The organism is Streptomyces sp. NPDC015171 (assembly GCF_043079545.1).
Classification (GTDB): Bacteria; Actinomycetota; Actinomycetes; order Streptomycetales; family Streptomycetaceae; genus Streptomyces.
The window spans coordinates 412,118-427,209 of sequence record NZ_JBIBUO010000008.1; the positions used below are offsets into that span (position 1 = coordinate 412,118).

Consider the following 15,092-nt stretch of genomic DNA (forward strand, 5'->3'; position numbering starts at 1 on the left):
CACCGTCAGGAACCCGACGCCATACTTCCGCTGAAGAGCACAGGCCCTGACGCGCATCACGGCGGATCGCCGCGTACAGATCGACCTTGGACTTCGGCAGCACCCGGCCCCCTCGTTGTGCAGAGCACAGCCATGGTCCCGACGCAAGCATCCAGGTGCTGTGGTGGATCGGTGTCTCTCCCCAGGGCATGGCCCCGTTGAGGGCGACCGGCGCGGACATCGCCAAGAAGGTCGGGATGACCGCCGATGCCGTCGGCAAGATCAACCGGAAACTGCTCAAGCGGCGCATCTTGATCGAACGTGGCCGGATCGGCAACTACAGGCTCTACCGGATCAGCCCGTACATCGCTTTTCACGGGACCGGGATCGAGCAACGGGAAGCGATTAAGTCGTGCAACCCGCCGGATATCCCCGGCTTTGACAACACGTCCCCTTCGTGGTGGGAGGCCCAGTGAACAACGATGACAAGCGGAAGTTCCTGGATGTCCTCCACCGCACCGCTGGCATGACCGCCAACCAGCGCCTGGTCGTCATGCTGTACGCGATGCACCCCACCGACGCGCCGGCGCCGTCGTTGAAACCGGCGCCAACCTTGCCAAGCTCGTCGGCATGTCCCCGACGGTGTTCTCCCGCACCCGGCGCCGGGTTGTGGAGGCCGGATGGCTGGAGGAATCCGAGCGGCTGGCACACATCAGCTACTACCGGCTCAGCGAGAAGAGCACCGGCGAGGACGGTGTCATGCCTCTGCGCCGCGCAACCTGAACGGCTCCAAGAATCAGAACTCATGAACGTGAGGTCAATGAGGACTAACTGATGGTTTCAGAATGAACTTCGCCTAGCAGGTTGTGAGTTGGGTGGTGTGTCGGCAGGATCTGCTGTGTGGCTGCTGATCTCGTGCCTGATGACTTGTGGGAACGTGTTGGTCCACTGTTACCGGTTAGGCCGCCGCGGCGGCACCGGTATCCCGGTCGTTTGCCGGTGGACGACCGTGCCGCGCTTCGTGGGATCGTCTATGTGTTGCTCAAGGGTGTGAGCTGGCGGGACCTTCCCGCGGATCAGGTCGGCTGCAGCGGGGTGACGGCCTGGCGGCGGCTTCGGGACTGGACCGAGGCGGGGGTCTGGCCCCGCCTGCACGAGGTCCTCCTGGTGGAACTCCGCAGGGCCGGCCTGCTGGAGATGGATGACGCCGCGGTCGACGGCTCACACGTACGTGCACTCAAAGGGGGGCACACACGGGACCGTCGCCGGTCGACCGTGCTCGTCCCGGAAGCAAGCACCACATCATCGTCGACCGGCACGGAACCCCCCTCGCTGTCTCGCTGACCAGCGGAAATCGTCACGACGTCACTCAGCTCATGCCGTTGCTCGACGCGATTCCCCACATTCGTGGCCTGCGAGGCCGGCCACGGCACCGGCCCCGGCGGCTGTTCGCCGACCGCGGCTACGACTTCGACAAGTACCGGCGCCTCATCCGCGCCCGGGGAATCACGCCGAAGATCGCCCGCCGAGGCACACCACACGGCTCGGGCCTGGGTAAAACCCGGTGGGTGGTAGAGCGGACTTTCGCCTGGCTCCACCAGTTCAAACGACTCCGCATCCGCTACGAGATACGCGCCGACCTCCACCTCGGACTACTCCAACTCGCCTGCAGCATCATCTGCTTGAGACGACTCAGAACCTCATTCTGAAACGATCAGTAATCCCAGCGCCGGTGCTCATTGACCTCACGTACATGAGCTTCCCGTGTTCGAGCAGCGAGGGAATTAGCCAGGCCCCGGGTCAGGCTTTCTTCGCCGGCATCGAGCGCTGTGCCTGCCGAAGGTGCTCTCGCAGCAGCGTGCGCAGGTGGGGCAGTGGACCGCGAGCGTCCAGAGCTTTGAGGAACTCCGACACATTCCATGTGATCAGAGCGCCCTGACGGGAGAGGTAGAGGCCTACCCGGTCGATGCCGTGTGCGTCGTCGTAGTCGAGGAGCAGATACCCGGCGAGCTGCTGTACCGCAGTGCGGCTGATCGTGTGGGGGCGCGTGGTGGCCTTGCAGTCGATCAGCAGGCCACCGACGATGAAGTCCGCATCGGCCCCGCCGAGGTCGGCGCTGCCGGCGAACACCGGCCCGCACACCCGCTGCCTGTCCGGCAACTGCCTGAACGGTGCGAACGGGCGCTCGGCCAGCTCCATCTGTTCGGCGATGTCCTCCAAGACGTACGACGGCACCGCCGCGGTCAAATGGTCTACGGTGGTGTGCGCGTCCGCGAGGGCGAGCAGGTTCCGGCGCCGGGAGAAGATGCCATTGCGGTAGACGGTCTCGTAGAACCCCGCCACGTGACACAGCCGGGTCAGCTCCTCCTCGTCCAATGCAGGCGCGCCTTCCACGTGCTTGTGGAGACGGGCGAGCAGCTGGGTGCCGGCCGTATGCAGGGCCCTACGCACCTCAGGGGCGGGAGCTCCTTCGATCGGGAGCCGGCTGCCGAGAAGCCGCACGCCCGTCGCGACCGCGTCTCCAGGGCCGCGGCCGAGGCTGAGCCGCAGGCGGTAGTCGATGGTGTGCCCAAGGGCCGCATAGTCGGGGCGCCTCTCATCCATGGGCTGTACCGCAGGGGGAAGTCCGCGCGAGTGCTCCAGGTATGCGCCGACCACCCGCTCGGTGCGCGGCAGGTGCCGGTTCAGGAAGACGGACATCGGCGAGCGGGGGTACTGGAGCTGCCCTGTCAGCGGCAGCGCGGCCAGCGGCACGCCGTCCGGAGTACTCGTCACAGCCGTACGCGAGGCGTGCCGGATCTGAGCTTCAGCCCATTGGATTCCCGTCGTGTCCAGCACCTCGCGAGCCCGCGTCACCGCCTCGTAAATCAGGCGCGCCTCTGCTGGATGCACTCCCTGTGCTTTCGTCTCATCCGCTGGCGGCGTGAATCCGTCGCCGATCCGCACCCGCCTCCACTCCCGACCCTTGGCCTTGTGGACAGTCGAGACCACCACCCGCGCCTGGTCCTCATCGACCATGCGCTTCACCGCGGCGATGATCTGCTGCGGCCCGTAGGTGTCGACCAGTTCCACGATCGCCTTCAGCTCTGCTGCCGAGGAGTCTTGCTCCGCGTACTCCTGCACCTCGCCCCAGGCGGAGAACAAGAACAGCTCATGGTGTGAGGTCCGTCGGCCCGCCTGCAGATCGATCGCCGCCTCGGCGATCTTCAACAACGGACTACCGCCCCCGGCCAGCGCAACCGGCACGCCCTCCTCGATGAAGCGCAGCACCTCAGCGAGCGCGTCGGCGTTTCCACGGCACAACACCGCATCGGGGACCTCGACCCGCGCCAGTCCCGAGGCCCCGACGGCATGCCCGGTCAGCTGCATCGTCGACGCCGCAGCTCGCAACCACCGATTCGCCACCTCAGCGATCGCCGGCCCGAACCTGAACGACTGCGTCAACTCCAGCTGCTGCCCAGGGAAACCGCTCATGATGTCTTTGGCATGCCGCCATTCATAGATCTGCTGTGCCGGATCCCCGACACACACGCGCTGAGCATTCTGCGCCAGGAAGATTTCCTCAAGGACCGGGTTGGTGTCCTGCGCCTCGTCCAGCAGGACGAAGTCTGCTGGCATTCTCGGTCGCGTCAACGCCCACATTTTCAGGTAGTGGTCGTGCTGGAACGGCAACTTCCCCTCGGGTGAGCAGATGTCCTCCCACGCCCACTGCGCCCTCTTTAGTACTGCAACGGTGCTTGCCGTGACTGATGGCCAGGTCAGGGGCTGTGTCCGCGTCGTTTGTAGTGACTGGTGCGGGCTTGGTGTTGTCGTCGTCGGCGCCAGGTCGACCAGTGCAGGATGTGTTCGGCGGGGGTGGGTCGGCGGTCGCTGAGGCGGGTGATCAGGCGTCGGATTTCGGCGAGGCTGAGGTGGATGAGCTGGGAGGATCCGTTTCTGCTTTGTCGGTGTCCAGTTCGCGGGCTCGCAGGATGGTGAGGCAGGCGTGGGCGGCCATGGCGAGGGTCACGTGGCGGTGCCAGCCGGGGTAGCGGCGGACCTGGTAGTCGTCCAGGCCGCATTCCTGTTTCGCGCTCTGGAAGCATTCCTCGATGGCCCACCGGCTGCCCGCGACACGTATCAGCTGGTCCAGGGTGGTTTCTGCGGGGCAGTAGGCGATGTAGTAGCAGATCTCGTCCGGCCTGCTGACGCTGCGGCGGGCGATCACCCAGTGCCGGCGGTCCTCGCGGTGCCAGGGCCGCACCTCGACGCGGGCCCAGTCGTAGACCCGCTGGCCGTGGGCTCCAGCCCCGCAGGAACGACGCTTCCACTTCTGCCGGGCCAGGCCGGTGAACAGGTCGTGGACGGGATGGTCCATCGCCCAGCGGGTGACCACGGTGTCGTGCCGGGTCGTGGCCATGACGTGGAAGACATCGGCCCGTTCGAGTTCCGAACCGGTCTGGTCACTGATGCCGGCCCGGCGGCACCGTTCGCGGTCGTCCGTCCAGGACGTGGGCAGATACAGACGGCGGTCGATCAATGTCCTGCCCCGCTCGGTGGCATAGCCGAGGAAGACGCCGACCTGGCAGTTCTCCGTCCGCCCGGCCGTGCCGGAGTACTGCCGCTGAACGCCGGCCGACCGTGTGCCCTTCTTCAAGAACCCGGTGTCGTCCACGATCAGGACCGCCTCGGGATCCCCGAGCTTCTCCACCACATAGGCACGGACATCGTCCAGGACCCCGTCGGCGTCCCACTCGATGCGGTTCAGCATTCGCTGGATCCGGTCCGGACCGTCATGACCGGCCTGTTCGGCCACAGTCCAGCCGTTCTTGCGCTGCAGCGGAGCGATCAGTCCCCGCATATAGGCCAGCGCCGACTCCCGCGGCTCCGACCTGCTGAAACGATGCACGAACCGCTCATGCACCGCGTCCAGTTCACGCGCCCACAACCTGACATCGGAAAGGTCCCCACCCACAACCAACCAACGACCGACCTGACCATCAGTCACGGCAAGCACCGTTGCAGTACTAGGCGACCTGCCCGGCATCATCGCCAGTCCCGCTCGGCTACGCATCATGCTGCAGCACCTGACGAAGACCCTTCGCCCAGGCATCCTCAACGACTGCTTCTACCAGCCCTCCACCGCTCTGTGCGCAAAGCGAGCCAAGCACGCGGGCCGCCTCTTGCCGCTGCTGACCATGTGCCTGACCTGTCCCAATGGCCGCCGATCCAGCGTCCACCTACCCCGTCTGAGCACCGCCCGCGCCCAGGCCCAGCGCCCGCTCGACGCCCCGGCAGGGCTGTCCCGCCTCCAGACCGCCACGCTGACCACCCACATCGCCGAACTCGACCACGCCATCGCAGAACTCACCGCCACCAGAACCCCCGACGTATGAATGACACTTCGGCACTGCGGCTGCGACACGCCCTGGAACACGCCGGCACTCCCGTGCGGCCGGGCACCGACCAGGCTGTCGTGCACGCCTTCGAGCGGATCGTGACCGGCAGCCCCGAACACACCAGCGGCGCTCTGTCTGTCTCCACGCTGTGCACGGAAGCCGGCATCTCGCGCGCCACCTACTACCGCTCACCCCTGGCGAAGATCATCACCGGACTGCTCCGGACACCGGACGCGCCCCGCCCGCAGACGGACACCCTGACGGCGGACATCGCCCGCCTCAAGAAGGCCGACCGGACGCTGCGTTCGCAACACGCGGCCGAGCAACGGGAGGCGCGCGCAACCATCGCCGCCTACGCCAACCACATCCAGGCTCTGAGCCTGCGAAACGCCGAACTCGAAGCGGAGAATGCCACCTGCGCGAAGCCCTCCACCGCGGCGGCTCCGTGGCCTCCCTCCCCGTGACGCCTCGAATGCTGCCGCCGGAATGACTGCCGCGCCTCTACTTCCTGCGAGGGCTTCTATGCCCTTGATCAGGGAAAATAGGGCTGCCTTGAGGCCGGGTGCCGGGCAGTATGACGGTGTGGCTGATCTCCTGTGGGATGACGTGAGGTGCTTCTTCGATGCGGACCTGATGGGATCGCTACCGGACGTGAGTGTCCCTGATGCCTTGAGGAATGACTGGCAGGAGGTACTGGATCTCGTCGTGGAGAAGGGCTGGAAGTGCCAATACTCCGAAGGAGAGAGGGTGCTTCCCCTGCCCGGGGCGGAGGCTGCACTGTCTCGACCAGCGGATACGGAGTGCCCGAGCCTGCGTGTCTGGCTGAGAGCTGATGTGCTGGCGATCTTCCGCTTCTACTCAGACGAGGAGATCGATTTCGACGTTGATCTGCGCGAGTTGCAGGGGCAGGAGCGACTTGAACTGTTCTGCGGCTTCTTGCGGGAGATCGGGCGGCGGTTGGGTAAGCCGGTGCTGATGCACCCGGAGGGTGCCCATGGTCATCCGGTGCTCGGATTCGATGTCGAAGCAGATCGAGTCGTCCTCCTTGCGGAGCCACTGGTCAAGTGACTGCGGCTGAGGGCCGGAGTTCGTGGAGAGTGCGGAACAGCACCCGGTTCAGCCTCCGAGGCGGTGTGCAAGGTTGAGTAGATCTGGCGCGTGCAGCACCCGTCCGTCGAATCCTGGTAGGGGGACACGGAGCGGTTGGGTCCAGCGGGCGGGGATTGCGTCCAGCCCGTAGTACGCCCCGGCGAGGCCTCCGGTCACCGCGGCGACGGTGTCCGTGTCACCGCCGAGGTCGATCGCCGCGCGTATCGCGTCTTCGAAGCTGGCGGTGGTGCGCAAGGCCCAGACGGCTGAGCCCAGACAGGGCCAGACGGCACCGTTGAACTCGGTCGCCTGATCGGGGTGCCAGTCGGGCGCGAGGACGGTGGCGTAGCGGCCGCGGTGGTCGGGGTGGACAAGAGCCAGGACGTCCGGGAGCGCGGTGAGGGGGTCAATGTCCTCGAACGTGACACGGATGAGCTCGTGGAAGATCGCGGTGCCTTCCCAGGTCGCGCGGTCCCCGTGGGTGAGGGCAGCGATACGGCGGGCCGCCTCCATGGTGGCTTCTTGGCCGGCGGCCGCGAAGTGAACTGCGGAGGTCGACGCCCGCATCAAGGAGCCGTTTCCCGCCGCTCGTTGGTTGACCTGGAAGTGGATCGCGGCGGCGAGGTCCCAGGGCATGCCGTTGGTCAGGACGTCTTCGGTCTGCAAGCCGATGTCCTTCGGCTCTGATGCCGCCCACCGCTGGAAGCGGGCGAAGATGTCCGGCAGATCCAGCCCGGCCCGCTCCAGCAGCGACTCCGCGACCAAGACGGCCATCTGCGTGTCGTCAGTGGCCTCGCCGGGGTCCCAGCCACCACCTCCGCACATCTCGCCACCGGCACCAGGCGCGGGAAACCGCGCAGAGAACGCTCCCTGGGGGCCAAATTCGAAGGGGGCGCCCAGAGCGTCGCCCACCGCTGAGCCGACGACCGCGCCGGCCGCTCGCTGAATCCGCTTCATTCGCGCAGGTTATCCGGGCCGTACCGACGGCCGCACGGCCCGATTGCCTTCCTCGGCTTCCCGAACCAACGGAGCCGAGCGCGCCGGTCCTCGCGGCGCCCTTCACGGCCCGAGCGCCGCCGGGACGCGGCGGCCCGGGCGGTGCGCCGGCGTGCCGCGGCCAGGTCGGCCGCCAGGTCCAGGCCCTCGCGGGCCGCGATGGCTTCAGCGGTGTCGGTCGGTGCGCCGGTGTCGGCGGGGGCGAGGAAGACGTAGATAGCCTGCAGTTCGGGGTCGGTGAATCGGGCACGGGTCATGGCGGATCTCCTGGCAGGGTGCGGGCATGCCGAAGGCCCCGTTGCCGGTGGGCAACGGGGCCTTCGAGGGATGCGGATCGTGGTGGTGTGGGGCAGTCCGTGCCTGTGGCTCTCAGCGGAGCAGGCGGGGCATGAGCGGATTACCCGTTCTGGAGACGCGGGGGTATACCCCGCACGTAAGCGGGCAGCTTAGCCAACAATCACGGCAAGCACACCAGTTCGCGAGAACCGCGCGATCGAGTTTGAACTCCAGCCGCACCGCTGCCGCTTCGTGCCAGCCTGACCTGACAGAACTCGACAAAAAGGGGAGCAGGCGGCTGGCGGCGCTGTATCGCAGCAGCTCGTTGTGCGCACAGGTCATGGCCCCTCAGCAGCCGGACCAGCCGCCCAGCTGATTGTCTTCTCGCGCCGGTCCGTAGTCCGCGCCGCCGCGGCAGCGGTCTATGCGTCACGGTTCAGCGGAGCGACGCTCATGTACGTCACGTTCATCTGGTCAGCGCTGAGACCGGCTGCACGATGAAGGCCCGAGGCGACGGCCTCGGCCGGAATGAGCGCCCCGAGCCCCCGAAGCAGGGGATCCCGCAGCCACAGCCCTTAGAGTTCCTCACCGCCCCGCATCCACCCGTGTCCGGCGAGGGCGCGACCCAGGCAGACCGGTGGCGACGGCGTCCATGGCCCGCCGCGACCCCGTGACGGTGGTGGCGTTGTCGGACCCGTCTGCAAGGGTGGTCGGTGTGCGGCAGGGTGCCGTCGGGCGGGGCGTGGGAGGCGACATGGGGACGGGACCGGGGGACGGCTGGGAGGGCGGCGTCTGCTGGGAGGGCTGGCTTGACCACCGGGACATTAGGCGACGGCTCGACCAGGGCGCCGATCCGGAGGCGCTGCCGTGCGGGGAACGGCCCCTGCACCGGGCGGTGGCGTTCGGCTCGCCCGAGGTCGTCGCGGAGCTGGCCGGGCGCGTCGCCGACGTCGACGCGCTGGAGGACGGTACGACCGCGTTGTGGGAGGCGGTGGTCGGGCACCGGCCTCAGATCGCACGTGTCCTCGTCGCCGCGGGAGCCGACCCGTGGCGGTCGGTGCTGGCCGGCTGGTCACCGGGGCGGCTGAGCCTGGCCGGGCCGACACCGGAGCTGTTTCCGCTGCCCGAGGGTGAACGGGGGCTCAGCGAGGCGGAGTCCGCGGTGGCGCGGGAAGGCCGGCGGCGCATCGCGGCCCTGGCCGACGTCGGCTACTACGACGGCACGGGACTGGCCTGCGTGGCCGGCATCGACGCGCAGGAGGCCGTACGGCGCCTGGCAGCGGTGCCGCCGGACGCCGGGCTGCTCGCCGAGCTCCTGGACGACCCGTACGGCGTCGACACGGACGACAGCCTGCGCATCGTCGGGGTGACGACCGTACCGGGCGGCTGCGTCGTCACCCAGCCCTGGGGGTACGGGCCGCAGATGCCGGGCGTACAGGCCCTGCTCTCCGCCGGCACCGTCTGCTACGGCATGTACGCCAACCCCAAGAGCGGCAACCAGGGCAGCCTCGTGCGCGACGGTGTCGTCGAGGGCTGGGACCTGCACCCCGGCGGGGGCCCGGACACCGGTACGCCTCCCGAGGAGGTCCTCACCGCGTACATCTACGGCTCTCACGCGATCGCCGAGTGCTGCGCCCACGCGGGCCTGTTCCCCGCCGACCCGCGGCCCTTCACCGGGCCTCCCGACCTGTGGGTGGAACTGCCCGAGCGCGACTACTGGCAGCACTGACCGGTGCCCCTTCCGGGGGCGCTCCCGCGTCGGGCCGGCAGGTGCGCGCAAGTCGCTGCCTGCCCGCCGTCCCCGGATGCGGCGGGCGGTGAACGAACCGGGATACGTTCGAGGAGACCGTGCAGCTGCTGGAACTCTTCCTGCACCGCGAGGGCCGCGCTCCCGCCGCCCGGGAGACACGACCTCCGGTGCCCCGCCCCCGGCGCCGTCGGCGGACCCACCATGGGCGTCGACGGCGGTGAGGAGGGGCCGGGAGCCTTCCGCGTGCATGCGGGCCGTACGGGCGTACCCCCCTCGCCCGCCGCAGCGCGGATGGCCTGCTTGCGTGCACGATTACGCGTCATAAGGGGTCTCGTCTCCGGCGCAGCCCCACGTCCCACGCCTGATACGCATCACGTGCAGGCAGAGGGTGTTCACCGTGAGATTCGCAGAACCTTGTCCACCAGGCCGTGGGCCACGCGGGGGCCCGCAGACGGGAGTCGGGGGATCACGGTCGCCGCGACGAGGGCAGCGCGGCGAGTTTCCAGGGCTCAACGCCCTTGGTGACAGGAGCCGTCCCAGCGCTCGAAACCCGAAGCGACCTGATGCTCGGCGCCAAGAACCTCCCTGCCCTGACCCCGAAGGGGGCCTACCTGAGTCGGGTGGCGCACGGCACCATGCTGCGGCGCGGCCTTCACGGCGACGGCACCGAACGCGGCGGCGGCGACGCCGATCACCACGCCGTTCGCGACACTTTCCTGACGGCCTTCCTCCCTCGCCTCAGCCCTGATCTCGTCGAGTTCGGCTTCGGCCGGGTAGAGCACGGCGTGTCCAGCGAGCACGTGAGCGGCGTCCCGCAGGAGGGCGCTGATCCCACCAGGACTGCTCGAATCCGCCTGATCTCCAACGGCCGAGAACTCCTTCTGTCAGTACGAGGTGGCATGCTCCCCGCATGAACAAGGAGCAGTTCTGGGAGCTCATCGCGGAGGCCCGCGACCGGGCGATCAACCCACACGACAGCGAAGCGATCGCCCGCGAAGCAACCTCCCTGCTGGCCGCCCGGCCGGTCGAGGAGATTGTGGCCGCTGAGCAGGTGCTGTGGGACCTGATGGTTGATTCCTACACCAACCCTCTATGGGCCGCTGCCTACACCGCCAACGGCGGATGCTCTGACGACGGCTTCGACTACTTCCGCGGCTGGCTGATCGCTCAGGGCCGTGAAGTCTTCGAGCGCGTCGCCGCTGATCCTGACGCCCTGGCGAGACTGCCCGTAGTCCAAGCCGCCGCAGCCGCCGGCAGCGACCTGGAGGGCGAAGACATGCTGGTCATCGCATGGAACGCGCACGTCACGGCAACCGGTGAACAGCTTCCGCCGGGCACATTCACCATCTGCTACCCGCAGCTGGACCCTGCCTGGAACTTCGACTTCTCGGACTCAGACGAGATGGCTCGCCGACTGCCGCGTCTGGCTGCTCTCTACCTGGAGTAAGTCATGCAGGATCCACACCCACCGAGAAGCTCTGTGAGTGATCGCTGTTCGAATACCGCAACTGGTGGCATGACGAGTCAGCACCATGAGGTGTCTCTGGGCGGTGTGCTCCCGCCGTGCTACGACTCGGCTTATGTCTGACCGGAGTTGGGCTCAAGGCCTGTGGTGGAAGTGCCGGAGCCGACTCGTAGTCTTCCTCAGATGACCGACACTGACACGTCTGACGAATCACAGTGGACGCCTGCGCACAAGGCCGTGGAGACCAGCGAATACGAGACACTCACCGTTCTTCTTGCCTCCGGGACGGATCCGAACGAAAGGTGCTTCGGGCACACGTTGCTCACCCACGCCCTCGATGTCGAGGGCGACAGTCATCTGCAGACGGGATACCCGCGGAACACGGCGGCCACGGCTGTTCTGCTGGCGTACGGTGCAGATCCTCAACTGCCCGCTGACGACAGGCAGACTCCCATGCAGCTCGCTGAATACTACGGTCACGTCATGGCCCAGGCACTGCTCAAGCGTTTCATCTCTCCGCGCTAGCTTGCACAGCCGATGGGTGATCCGGGAGTCCTGCGCTCGCCGGGACACGATCGTGCGCGCGCCGGCCCGTGCTCCGAAAAGGCTGCGCTGATCTATGAGCGCGCACGGACCACGAAAGTTGAGTCACACCCCGTTCTCGCTTGCCGCAGCCAACTGGTCCTGCTGAACGAGCACTTGCGAAGGTTATTCTGCGTCAACGTGCAACCTTTCGGCCCCACTACCTGTCTCCTGTTCGGTGGACCCCACGCGTCACTCGGGAGACTTTCAGCGAGCGACGTGGGGCCCCAGAGAACCAGCGGCCACGCACCCCGTGTGCCCGCCTATTGACCCCCCTGCCTGCGCGATCACAAGGAGCCCCGACACTCATGCCCGTCCGCGCAACGGCTACGCTCGCCACCTTCGTGGTAGCGGGCCTCATCCCCCTCACTCTGCCCACCGCGGCAGCGAGCGCCGCGCCCGCGCGGCACGGCGACGACTTCAACGGCGACGGGTACCGCGACTACGCGTACTCGAGCTTCAGCGCAAGAGGGGGCGGCGGTGTCACCGTGGTCTTCGGCACTGCCACCGGGCCCGGCCCCAAGCAGCAGCGCATCACTCAGGCGAGCCCTGGCGTGCCCGGATCCGACGAGGCCGACGACATGTTCGGCGAGGTGCGGGCCGCCGCGGATTTGGACGGCGACGGTTACGGCGACCTCGCGGTGTCAGCGATCGGCGAGAACCATGCTCAGGGCGCCGTGACGATCCTGTGGGGGTCCCCCTCCGGCCTGTCCACGGGTACGGCCCTGCCGAACAAGAACCCAGGTCGCAACAACTACATGGGCAAGGACCTGGCGACCGGCGACTTCAACGGGGACGGCAAGCAGGACCTGGCCCTGATCAACGAGTCCATGACCTACGTCTATCGCGGCCCCTTCAAGCGCACCGGTACCACCGGTACCGTGACCAAGCTCGACAAGACGTCGTCCTTCTACGCCACCGCGCTGATCTCCGGCAAGGTCAACGGCGACAAGAAAACCGACCTCGCGATCATCGGTGACGTGGTCAGCCGCGAATACATCGCGTCCGACGTCTGGTTCATCAAGGGAGGTGCGAGGTCACTCACCCCGGGCAAGAGCCTTCGCCTGGAGTCGGAATCCGGCAACGGCGGCAGCTCCGAACGCGGCGGCGACGGTGTCATCGCCGACTTCAACAAGGACGGCTACGGCGACATCGCCGTCGGCACCTCCCTCTATTCGAAGCACAAAGGCCGAGTCAGCGTCTGGTACGGGTCGTCCGCCGGCCCGTCCCGGAGCACCCGCCTCACTCAGTCGACCAGTGGCGTCACCGGATCTCCCGGGAACTGGGACGAATTCGGCGCATCCATTTCGGCGGGTGACGTCAACGGCGACGGCTACGCGGATCTCGCAGTCGGCGTGCCGGGCGAGGAGATCGATGACCACGACTACGCGGGCGGCGTGCACATCTTCAAGGGGCGGGCGGGCGGCCTGTCCGGTGCCGGCTCCCAGTGGTTCGCCCGCAACACCCGAGGCGTCCCGGGTGCGTTGACGGCCGACGAGCAGTTCGGTGGCCTGGTACGGCTGCGCGACACCGACGGTGACGGAACGGCCGACCTGTACGTGAGCGGTGCCGGTGCTCTGCGGCTGCCCGGTTCAGCCAGCGGCATCACCACCGCGGGCGCGACGGAATACCACGCGGCACCCATCGACAGCTTCCTGCAGTGATGTGGCGTAGCTGACTCGTGTGACTGCACCAGCTGCTCCCTGGCCTCGCTGATCAACTGCTCGACCCGGGAGCGGTGTTCGGCGTCCACCGTGGCCCGCCACCGGGTGCCCGAGCCGCCCGACTGCTGCTCGGCCGCCGTGACGCGTACCTGGCCGGCCATCGTGGCGGCTGCTGCTCCCGCCTCAGCCGCCACGGATCGCCCCGTCCCGGCGGCCCGGCCTCGGTTCGACTTCTTCGAGACTGTGGCCGACTGGCCGTGCTGTCAGGTCGACGGCTGGTGGTATCCGTGCCCGGTCTGCCGCTGGCCGATGCGGGTCCTCCGGTGCGGGGCGCAGTTCGACGTGCGCTGTGAAGCCCACGCGGCCCGGGGCATGCACTACCGGCATACGCCCAGCGGAGGGCCGGGCCCGGGCGAGCTGACCGGGACCGGGAAGGCGGCGGTGCCGGTCATGCCGCTTCCGGCCAGCTCAGATCATCTGGCCGTGAGCCGGCCGGTGTGGCGCTACGGCACCCTTCCCGTGCTCCTCGAACTCCAGCTGTGCGACGCAGTTGTCGACCTGCCGCACGTCGAGCTGGTGATGTGGCCGGGGGAGCAACGGCCGGACGAGTACGACCTGCACATCACCGTCGCGGTACCGGGCAAGCGGGCGCGGCACTGGAGAGTGGACGCCAAGGCGTGGGAGTCGGTCGTTGCGCTCGGCAAGGCGCTCACGAACCGCCCCGCGCTACGGAAGGGGCTGACGATCGTCCTGCCAGACCACCAACACAGTGAGCAGCACTTTCTCGCCGCCCAGGTGTGCGACCGCGGCGTCAGGGTGACCACGGTGAGCCGACTGGTCAGCGACATCGAGAAGGCATGCGGAGGCTGAGGTGAGGCCGGAGGACTGGGAGCTGCGCCGCCTGGCCGTCTCCGCGGCGCTGGCCGAGGAGTACTTCGGCTTCCGCAACGCCGACGGTCAGGTGGTCGTGCCGCTGGACCAGGCACATGTTTTTGCGGCTGCCCGCGTGGACCTGTGGGAGCGCTGGCCTCAGGTCCCGCGACACGTCAGAGGGCTGGCTGGCCGGTATTGGCATGTGCGGCCGGATGACCTGGCCGGACGCGCCATGTTCGAGGCGCTCGCGCGAACCTTTGCGACTCAGGGAAGAGGCCTCTACCGGCTTCCGGATGATGTACCGCCCCGTGAGGCGACCTATCTGCTGGCCGCGCACGCGCACCAGCCGCTGGAACTGGTCCGGCAGCTGGTGCGTGAAGCCGAGGAGTACCACTACAGCACTCGTGGGCCGCTGCCCGTGGCCGGCCCCGGTCGATGGCAGTTCGGAGGATCGACGCCCTCGGTGGTGACCATCCCCGACACCGAAGAAGACGCCCATGTACGGCCGCTGCGGGTGATTACCGCCCCGTACGCGGCAACGACGACCGTCATGCGCAAGAAGATCCTGCGCCTGGCCCGGCGCCAGGCCGCGGCCGGGCCCGGCCGCCACGGCTGGAAGCCGGGCGTGCTCGTCTCCTTCATGGACCGGCTCCAGGACGCCTCCGGTGACCCCGCCACCCGCCTGAACCTGCCGGCCGGGAAGCACACGGTCGTCAACGCGCCGACAGGTGTGGGCAAGAGCGTGCTGATGAACGCCCGGGCCCCGCTTCTGGCCGACCGGGACCAGGGTCCCGTCGCCATTGTCGTCAGCACGATCCACGACAGCCTGACCAATGCCGAGAAGATCGAGGCGGACGACGAACTCGTCTTCCAGGTCACCGCCCAGCTCGCCCGGGCCACCGCCCGCCAGAAGCTGCGCTGTGTACCGCTGGTCACGACCCGGATGCCGACACCGCCGCACTGGACCGGATGCACGCCACCAACTATCTCGGCGTGATCGCCGTCATCCGGGCCGCCTCCCGAGTGCTGCGCGCGGGCGG

At 68.0% G+C, this 15,092-nt stretch carries 16 protein-coding genes and 1 pseudogene; 13 read left to right on the forward strand and 4 right to left on the reverse strand.

Going from position 1 to position 15,092, the window contains the following annotated elements; all coding sequences use genetic code 11:
- The first annotated feature begins 86 nt into the window (after positions 1-86).
- The 3 genes and pseudogenes from ACF073_RS23955 to ACF073_RS23965 all read left to right on the forward strand — a co-directional run bounded on the left by ACF073_RS23955 (position 87) and on the right by ACF073_RS23965 (position 1,688).
- Positions 87-455: a MarR family transcriptional regulator gene (locus tag ACF073_RS23955; RefSeq protein ID WP_392073112.1), complete on the forward strand. Its 369-nt coding sequence runs from the start codon at positions 87-89 to the stop codon at positions 453-455.
- Positions 452-762 (forward strand): annotated as a pseudogene (locus ACF073_RS23960) (replication initiation protein, RepL2). The gene ACF073_RS23955 and the pseudogene ACF073_RS23960 overlap by 4 nt, the downstream one beginning before the upstream one ends.
- A 117-nt stretch (positions 763-879) precedes the next feature.
- A protein-coding gene (locus tag ACF073_RS23965) for an IS5 family transposase (protein WP_392073114.1) occupies positions 880-1,688 on the forward strand; the annotation gives its coding sequence in 2 pieces (ribosomal slippage) (positions 880-1,231 and positions 1,231-1,688; 810 coding nt in all).
- A 91-nt stretch (positions 1,689-1,779) separates the two neighbouring features.
- Here ACF073_RS23965 and ACF073_RS23970 read toward each other — a convergent pair.
- Positions 1,780-3,597, reverse strand: coding sequence for a UvrD-helicase domain-containing protein (locus ACF073_RS23970; protein WP_392073116.1), 1,818 nt, complete (start codon positions 3,595-3,597; stop codon positions 1,780-1,782).
- A 265-nt stretch (positions 3,598-3,862) separates the two neighbouring features.
- Positions 3,863-4,933, reverse strand: coding sequence for an IS701 family transposase (locus ACF073_RS23975; protein WP_392073118.1), 1,071 nt, complete (start codon positions 4,931-4,933; stop codon positions 3,863-3,865).
- Positions 4,934-5,033: 100 nt separating this feature from the next.
- Here ACF073_RS23975 and ACF073_RS23980 point away from each other — a divergent pair, with 100 nt between their 5' ends.
- The 3 genes from ACF073_RS23980 (at position 5,034) to ACF073_RS23990 (ending at position 6,425) form a co-directional block, all read left to right on the forward strand.
- Entirely contained in the window at positions 5,034-5,354 is a 321-nt protein-coding gene (locus ACF073_RS23980; RefSeq protein WP_392073119.1) for a hypothetical protein, read from the forward strand.
- The gene (locus tag ACF073_RS23985) at positions 5,351-5,821 is read left to right on the forward strand and encodes a hypothetical protein (protein WP_392073121.1); all 471 of its coding nucleotides are present in this window, start codon (positions 5,351-5,353) and stop codon (positions 5,819-5,821) included. The genes ACF073_RS23980 and ACF073_RS23985 overlap by 4 nt, the downstream gene beginning before the upstream one ends.
- Before the next feature lie 118 nt (positions 5,822-5,939).
- Complete coding sequence (locus ACF073_RS23990) at positions 5,940-6,425, forward strand: hypothetical protein (protein ID WP_392073123.1); 486 nt, start codon at positions 5,940-5,942, stop codon at positions 6,423-6,425.
- A 48-nt stretch (positions 6,426-6,473) separates the two neighbouring features.
- On the opposite strand, the gene ACF073_RS23995 is transcribed toward ACF073_RS23990, so the two are convergent.
- Both ACF073_RS23995 and ACF073_RS24000 read right to left on the reverse strand, forming a co-directional pair.
- Positions 6,474-7,403 (reverse strand): ADP-ribosylglycohydrolase family protein, encoded by a 930-nt coding sequence (locus ACF073_RS23995; RefSeq protein ID WP_392073125.1) that lies wholly within the window; start codon positions 7,401-7,403, stop codon positions 6,474-6,476.
- Positions 7,400-7,699, reverse strand: coding sequence for a hypothetical protein (locus ACF073_RS24000; RefSeq protein WP_392073127.1), 300 nt, complete (start codon positions 7,697-7,699; stop codon positions 7,400-7,402). Before ACF073_RS24000 ends, ACF073_RS23995 begins: the two co-directional genes overlap by 4 nt.
- 773 nt (positions 7,700-8,472) lie before the next feature.
- On the opposite strand from ACF073_RS24000, the gene ACF073_RS24005 reads away from it, so the two are divergent.
- The 7 genes from ACF073_RS24005 to ACF073_RS24035 all read left to right on the forward strand — a co-directional run bounded on the left by ACF073_RS24005 (position 8,473) and on the right by ACF073_RS24035 (position 15,049).
- On the forward strand, positions 8,473-9,447 hold the full coding sequence (locus ACF073_RS24005; protein WP_392073129.1) for an ankyrin repeat domain-containing protein: 975 nt from the start codon (positions 8,473-8,475) through the stop codon (positions 9,445-9,447).
- A 584-nt stretch (positions 9,448-10,031) separates the two neighbouring features.
- Positions 10,032-10,382 carry a hypothetical protein gene (locus ACF073_RS24010; protein WP_392073131.1) on the forward strand — a complete coding sequence of 117 codons (351 nt, stop codon included), beginning with the start codon at positions 10,032-10,034 and terminating at the stop codon, positions 10,380-10,382.
- Positions 10,379-10,915: a DUF4240 domain-containing protein gene (locus tag ACF073_RS24015; protein WP_392073133.1), complete on the forward strand. Its 537-nt coding sequence runs from the start codon at positions 10,379-10,381 to the stop codon at positions 10,913-10,915. Before ACF073_RS24010 ends, ACF073_RS24015 begins: the two co-directional genes overlap by 4 nt.
- A gap of 201 nt (positions 10,916-11,116) precedes the next feature.
- The gene (locus tag ACF073_RS24020) at positions 11,117-11,458 is read left to right on the forward strand and encodes an ankyrin repeat domain-containing protein (RefSeq protein ID WP_392073134.1); all 342 of its coding nucleotides are present in this window, start codon (positions 11,117-11,119) and stop codon (positions 11,456-11,458) included.
- Between the two features lie 365 nt (positions 11,459-11,823).
- Positions 11,824-13,179: an FG-GAP and VCBS repeat-containing protein gene (locus tag ACF073_RS24025; protein WP_392073136.1), complete on the forward strand. Its 1,356-nt coding sequence runs from the start codon at positions 11,824-11,826 to the stop codon at positions 13,177-13,179.
- A gap of 483 nt (positions 13,180-13,662) precedes the next feature.
- Positions 13,663-14,049, forward strand: coding sequence for a hypothetical protein (locus ACF073_RS24030; RefSeq protein WP_392073138.1), 387 nt, complete (start codon positions 13,663-13,665; stop codon positions 14,047-14,049).
- A gap of 1 nt (position 14,050) precedes the next feature.
- Positions 14,051-15,049 (forward strand): hypothetical protein, encoded by a 999-nt coding sequence (locus ACF073_RS24035; protein ID WP_392073141.1) that lies wholly within the window; start codon positions 14,051-14,053, stop codon positions 15,047-15,049.
- Positions 15,050-15,092: the final 43 nt, after the last annotated feature.

Coding starts and splice junctions, on each gene's coding strand:
- ACF073_RS24000 (WP_392073127.1), bottom strand. CDS start 7,699: ATGACCCGTGCCCGATTCACCGACCCCGAACTGCAGGCTATCTACGTC.
- ACF073_RS24010 (WP_392073131.1), top strand. CDS start 10,032: ATGCTCGGCGCCAAGAACCTCCCTGCCCTGACCCCGAAGGGGGCCTAC.
- ACF073_RS24015 (WP_392073133.1), top strand. CDS start 10,379: ATGAACAAGGAGCAGTTCTGGGAGCTCATCGCGGAGGCCCGCGACCGG.
- ACF073_RS23985 (WP_392073121.1), top strand. CDS start 5,351: ATGAATGACACTTCGGCACTGCGGCTGCGACACGCCCTGGAACACGCC.
- ACF073_RS24025 (WP_392073136.1), top strand. CDS start 11,824: ATGCCCGTCCGCGCAACGGCTACGCTCGCCACCTTCGTGGTAGCGGGC.
- ACF073_RS23980 (WP_392073119.1), top strand. CDS start 5,034: ATGCTGCAGCACCTGACGAAGACCCTTCGCCCAGGCATCCTCAACGAC.
- ACF073_RS23970 (WP_392073116.1), bottom strand. CDS start 3,597: ATGCCAGCAGACTTCGTCCTGCTGGACGAGGCGCAGGACACCAACCCG.
- ACF073_RS23995 (WP_392073125.1), bottom strand. CDS start 7,403: ATGAAGCGGATTCAGCGAGCGGCCGGCGCGGTCGTCGGCTCAGCGGTG.
- ACF073_RS24020 (WP_392073134.1), top strand. CDS start 11,117: ATGACCGACACTGACACGTCTGACGAATCACAGTGGACGCCTGCGCAC.
- ACF073_RS24005 (WP_392073129.1), top strand. CDS start 8,473: ATGGGGACGGGACCGGGGGACGGCTGGGAGGGCGGCGTCTGCTGGGAG.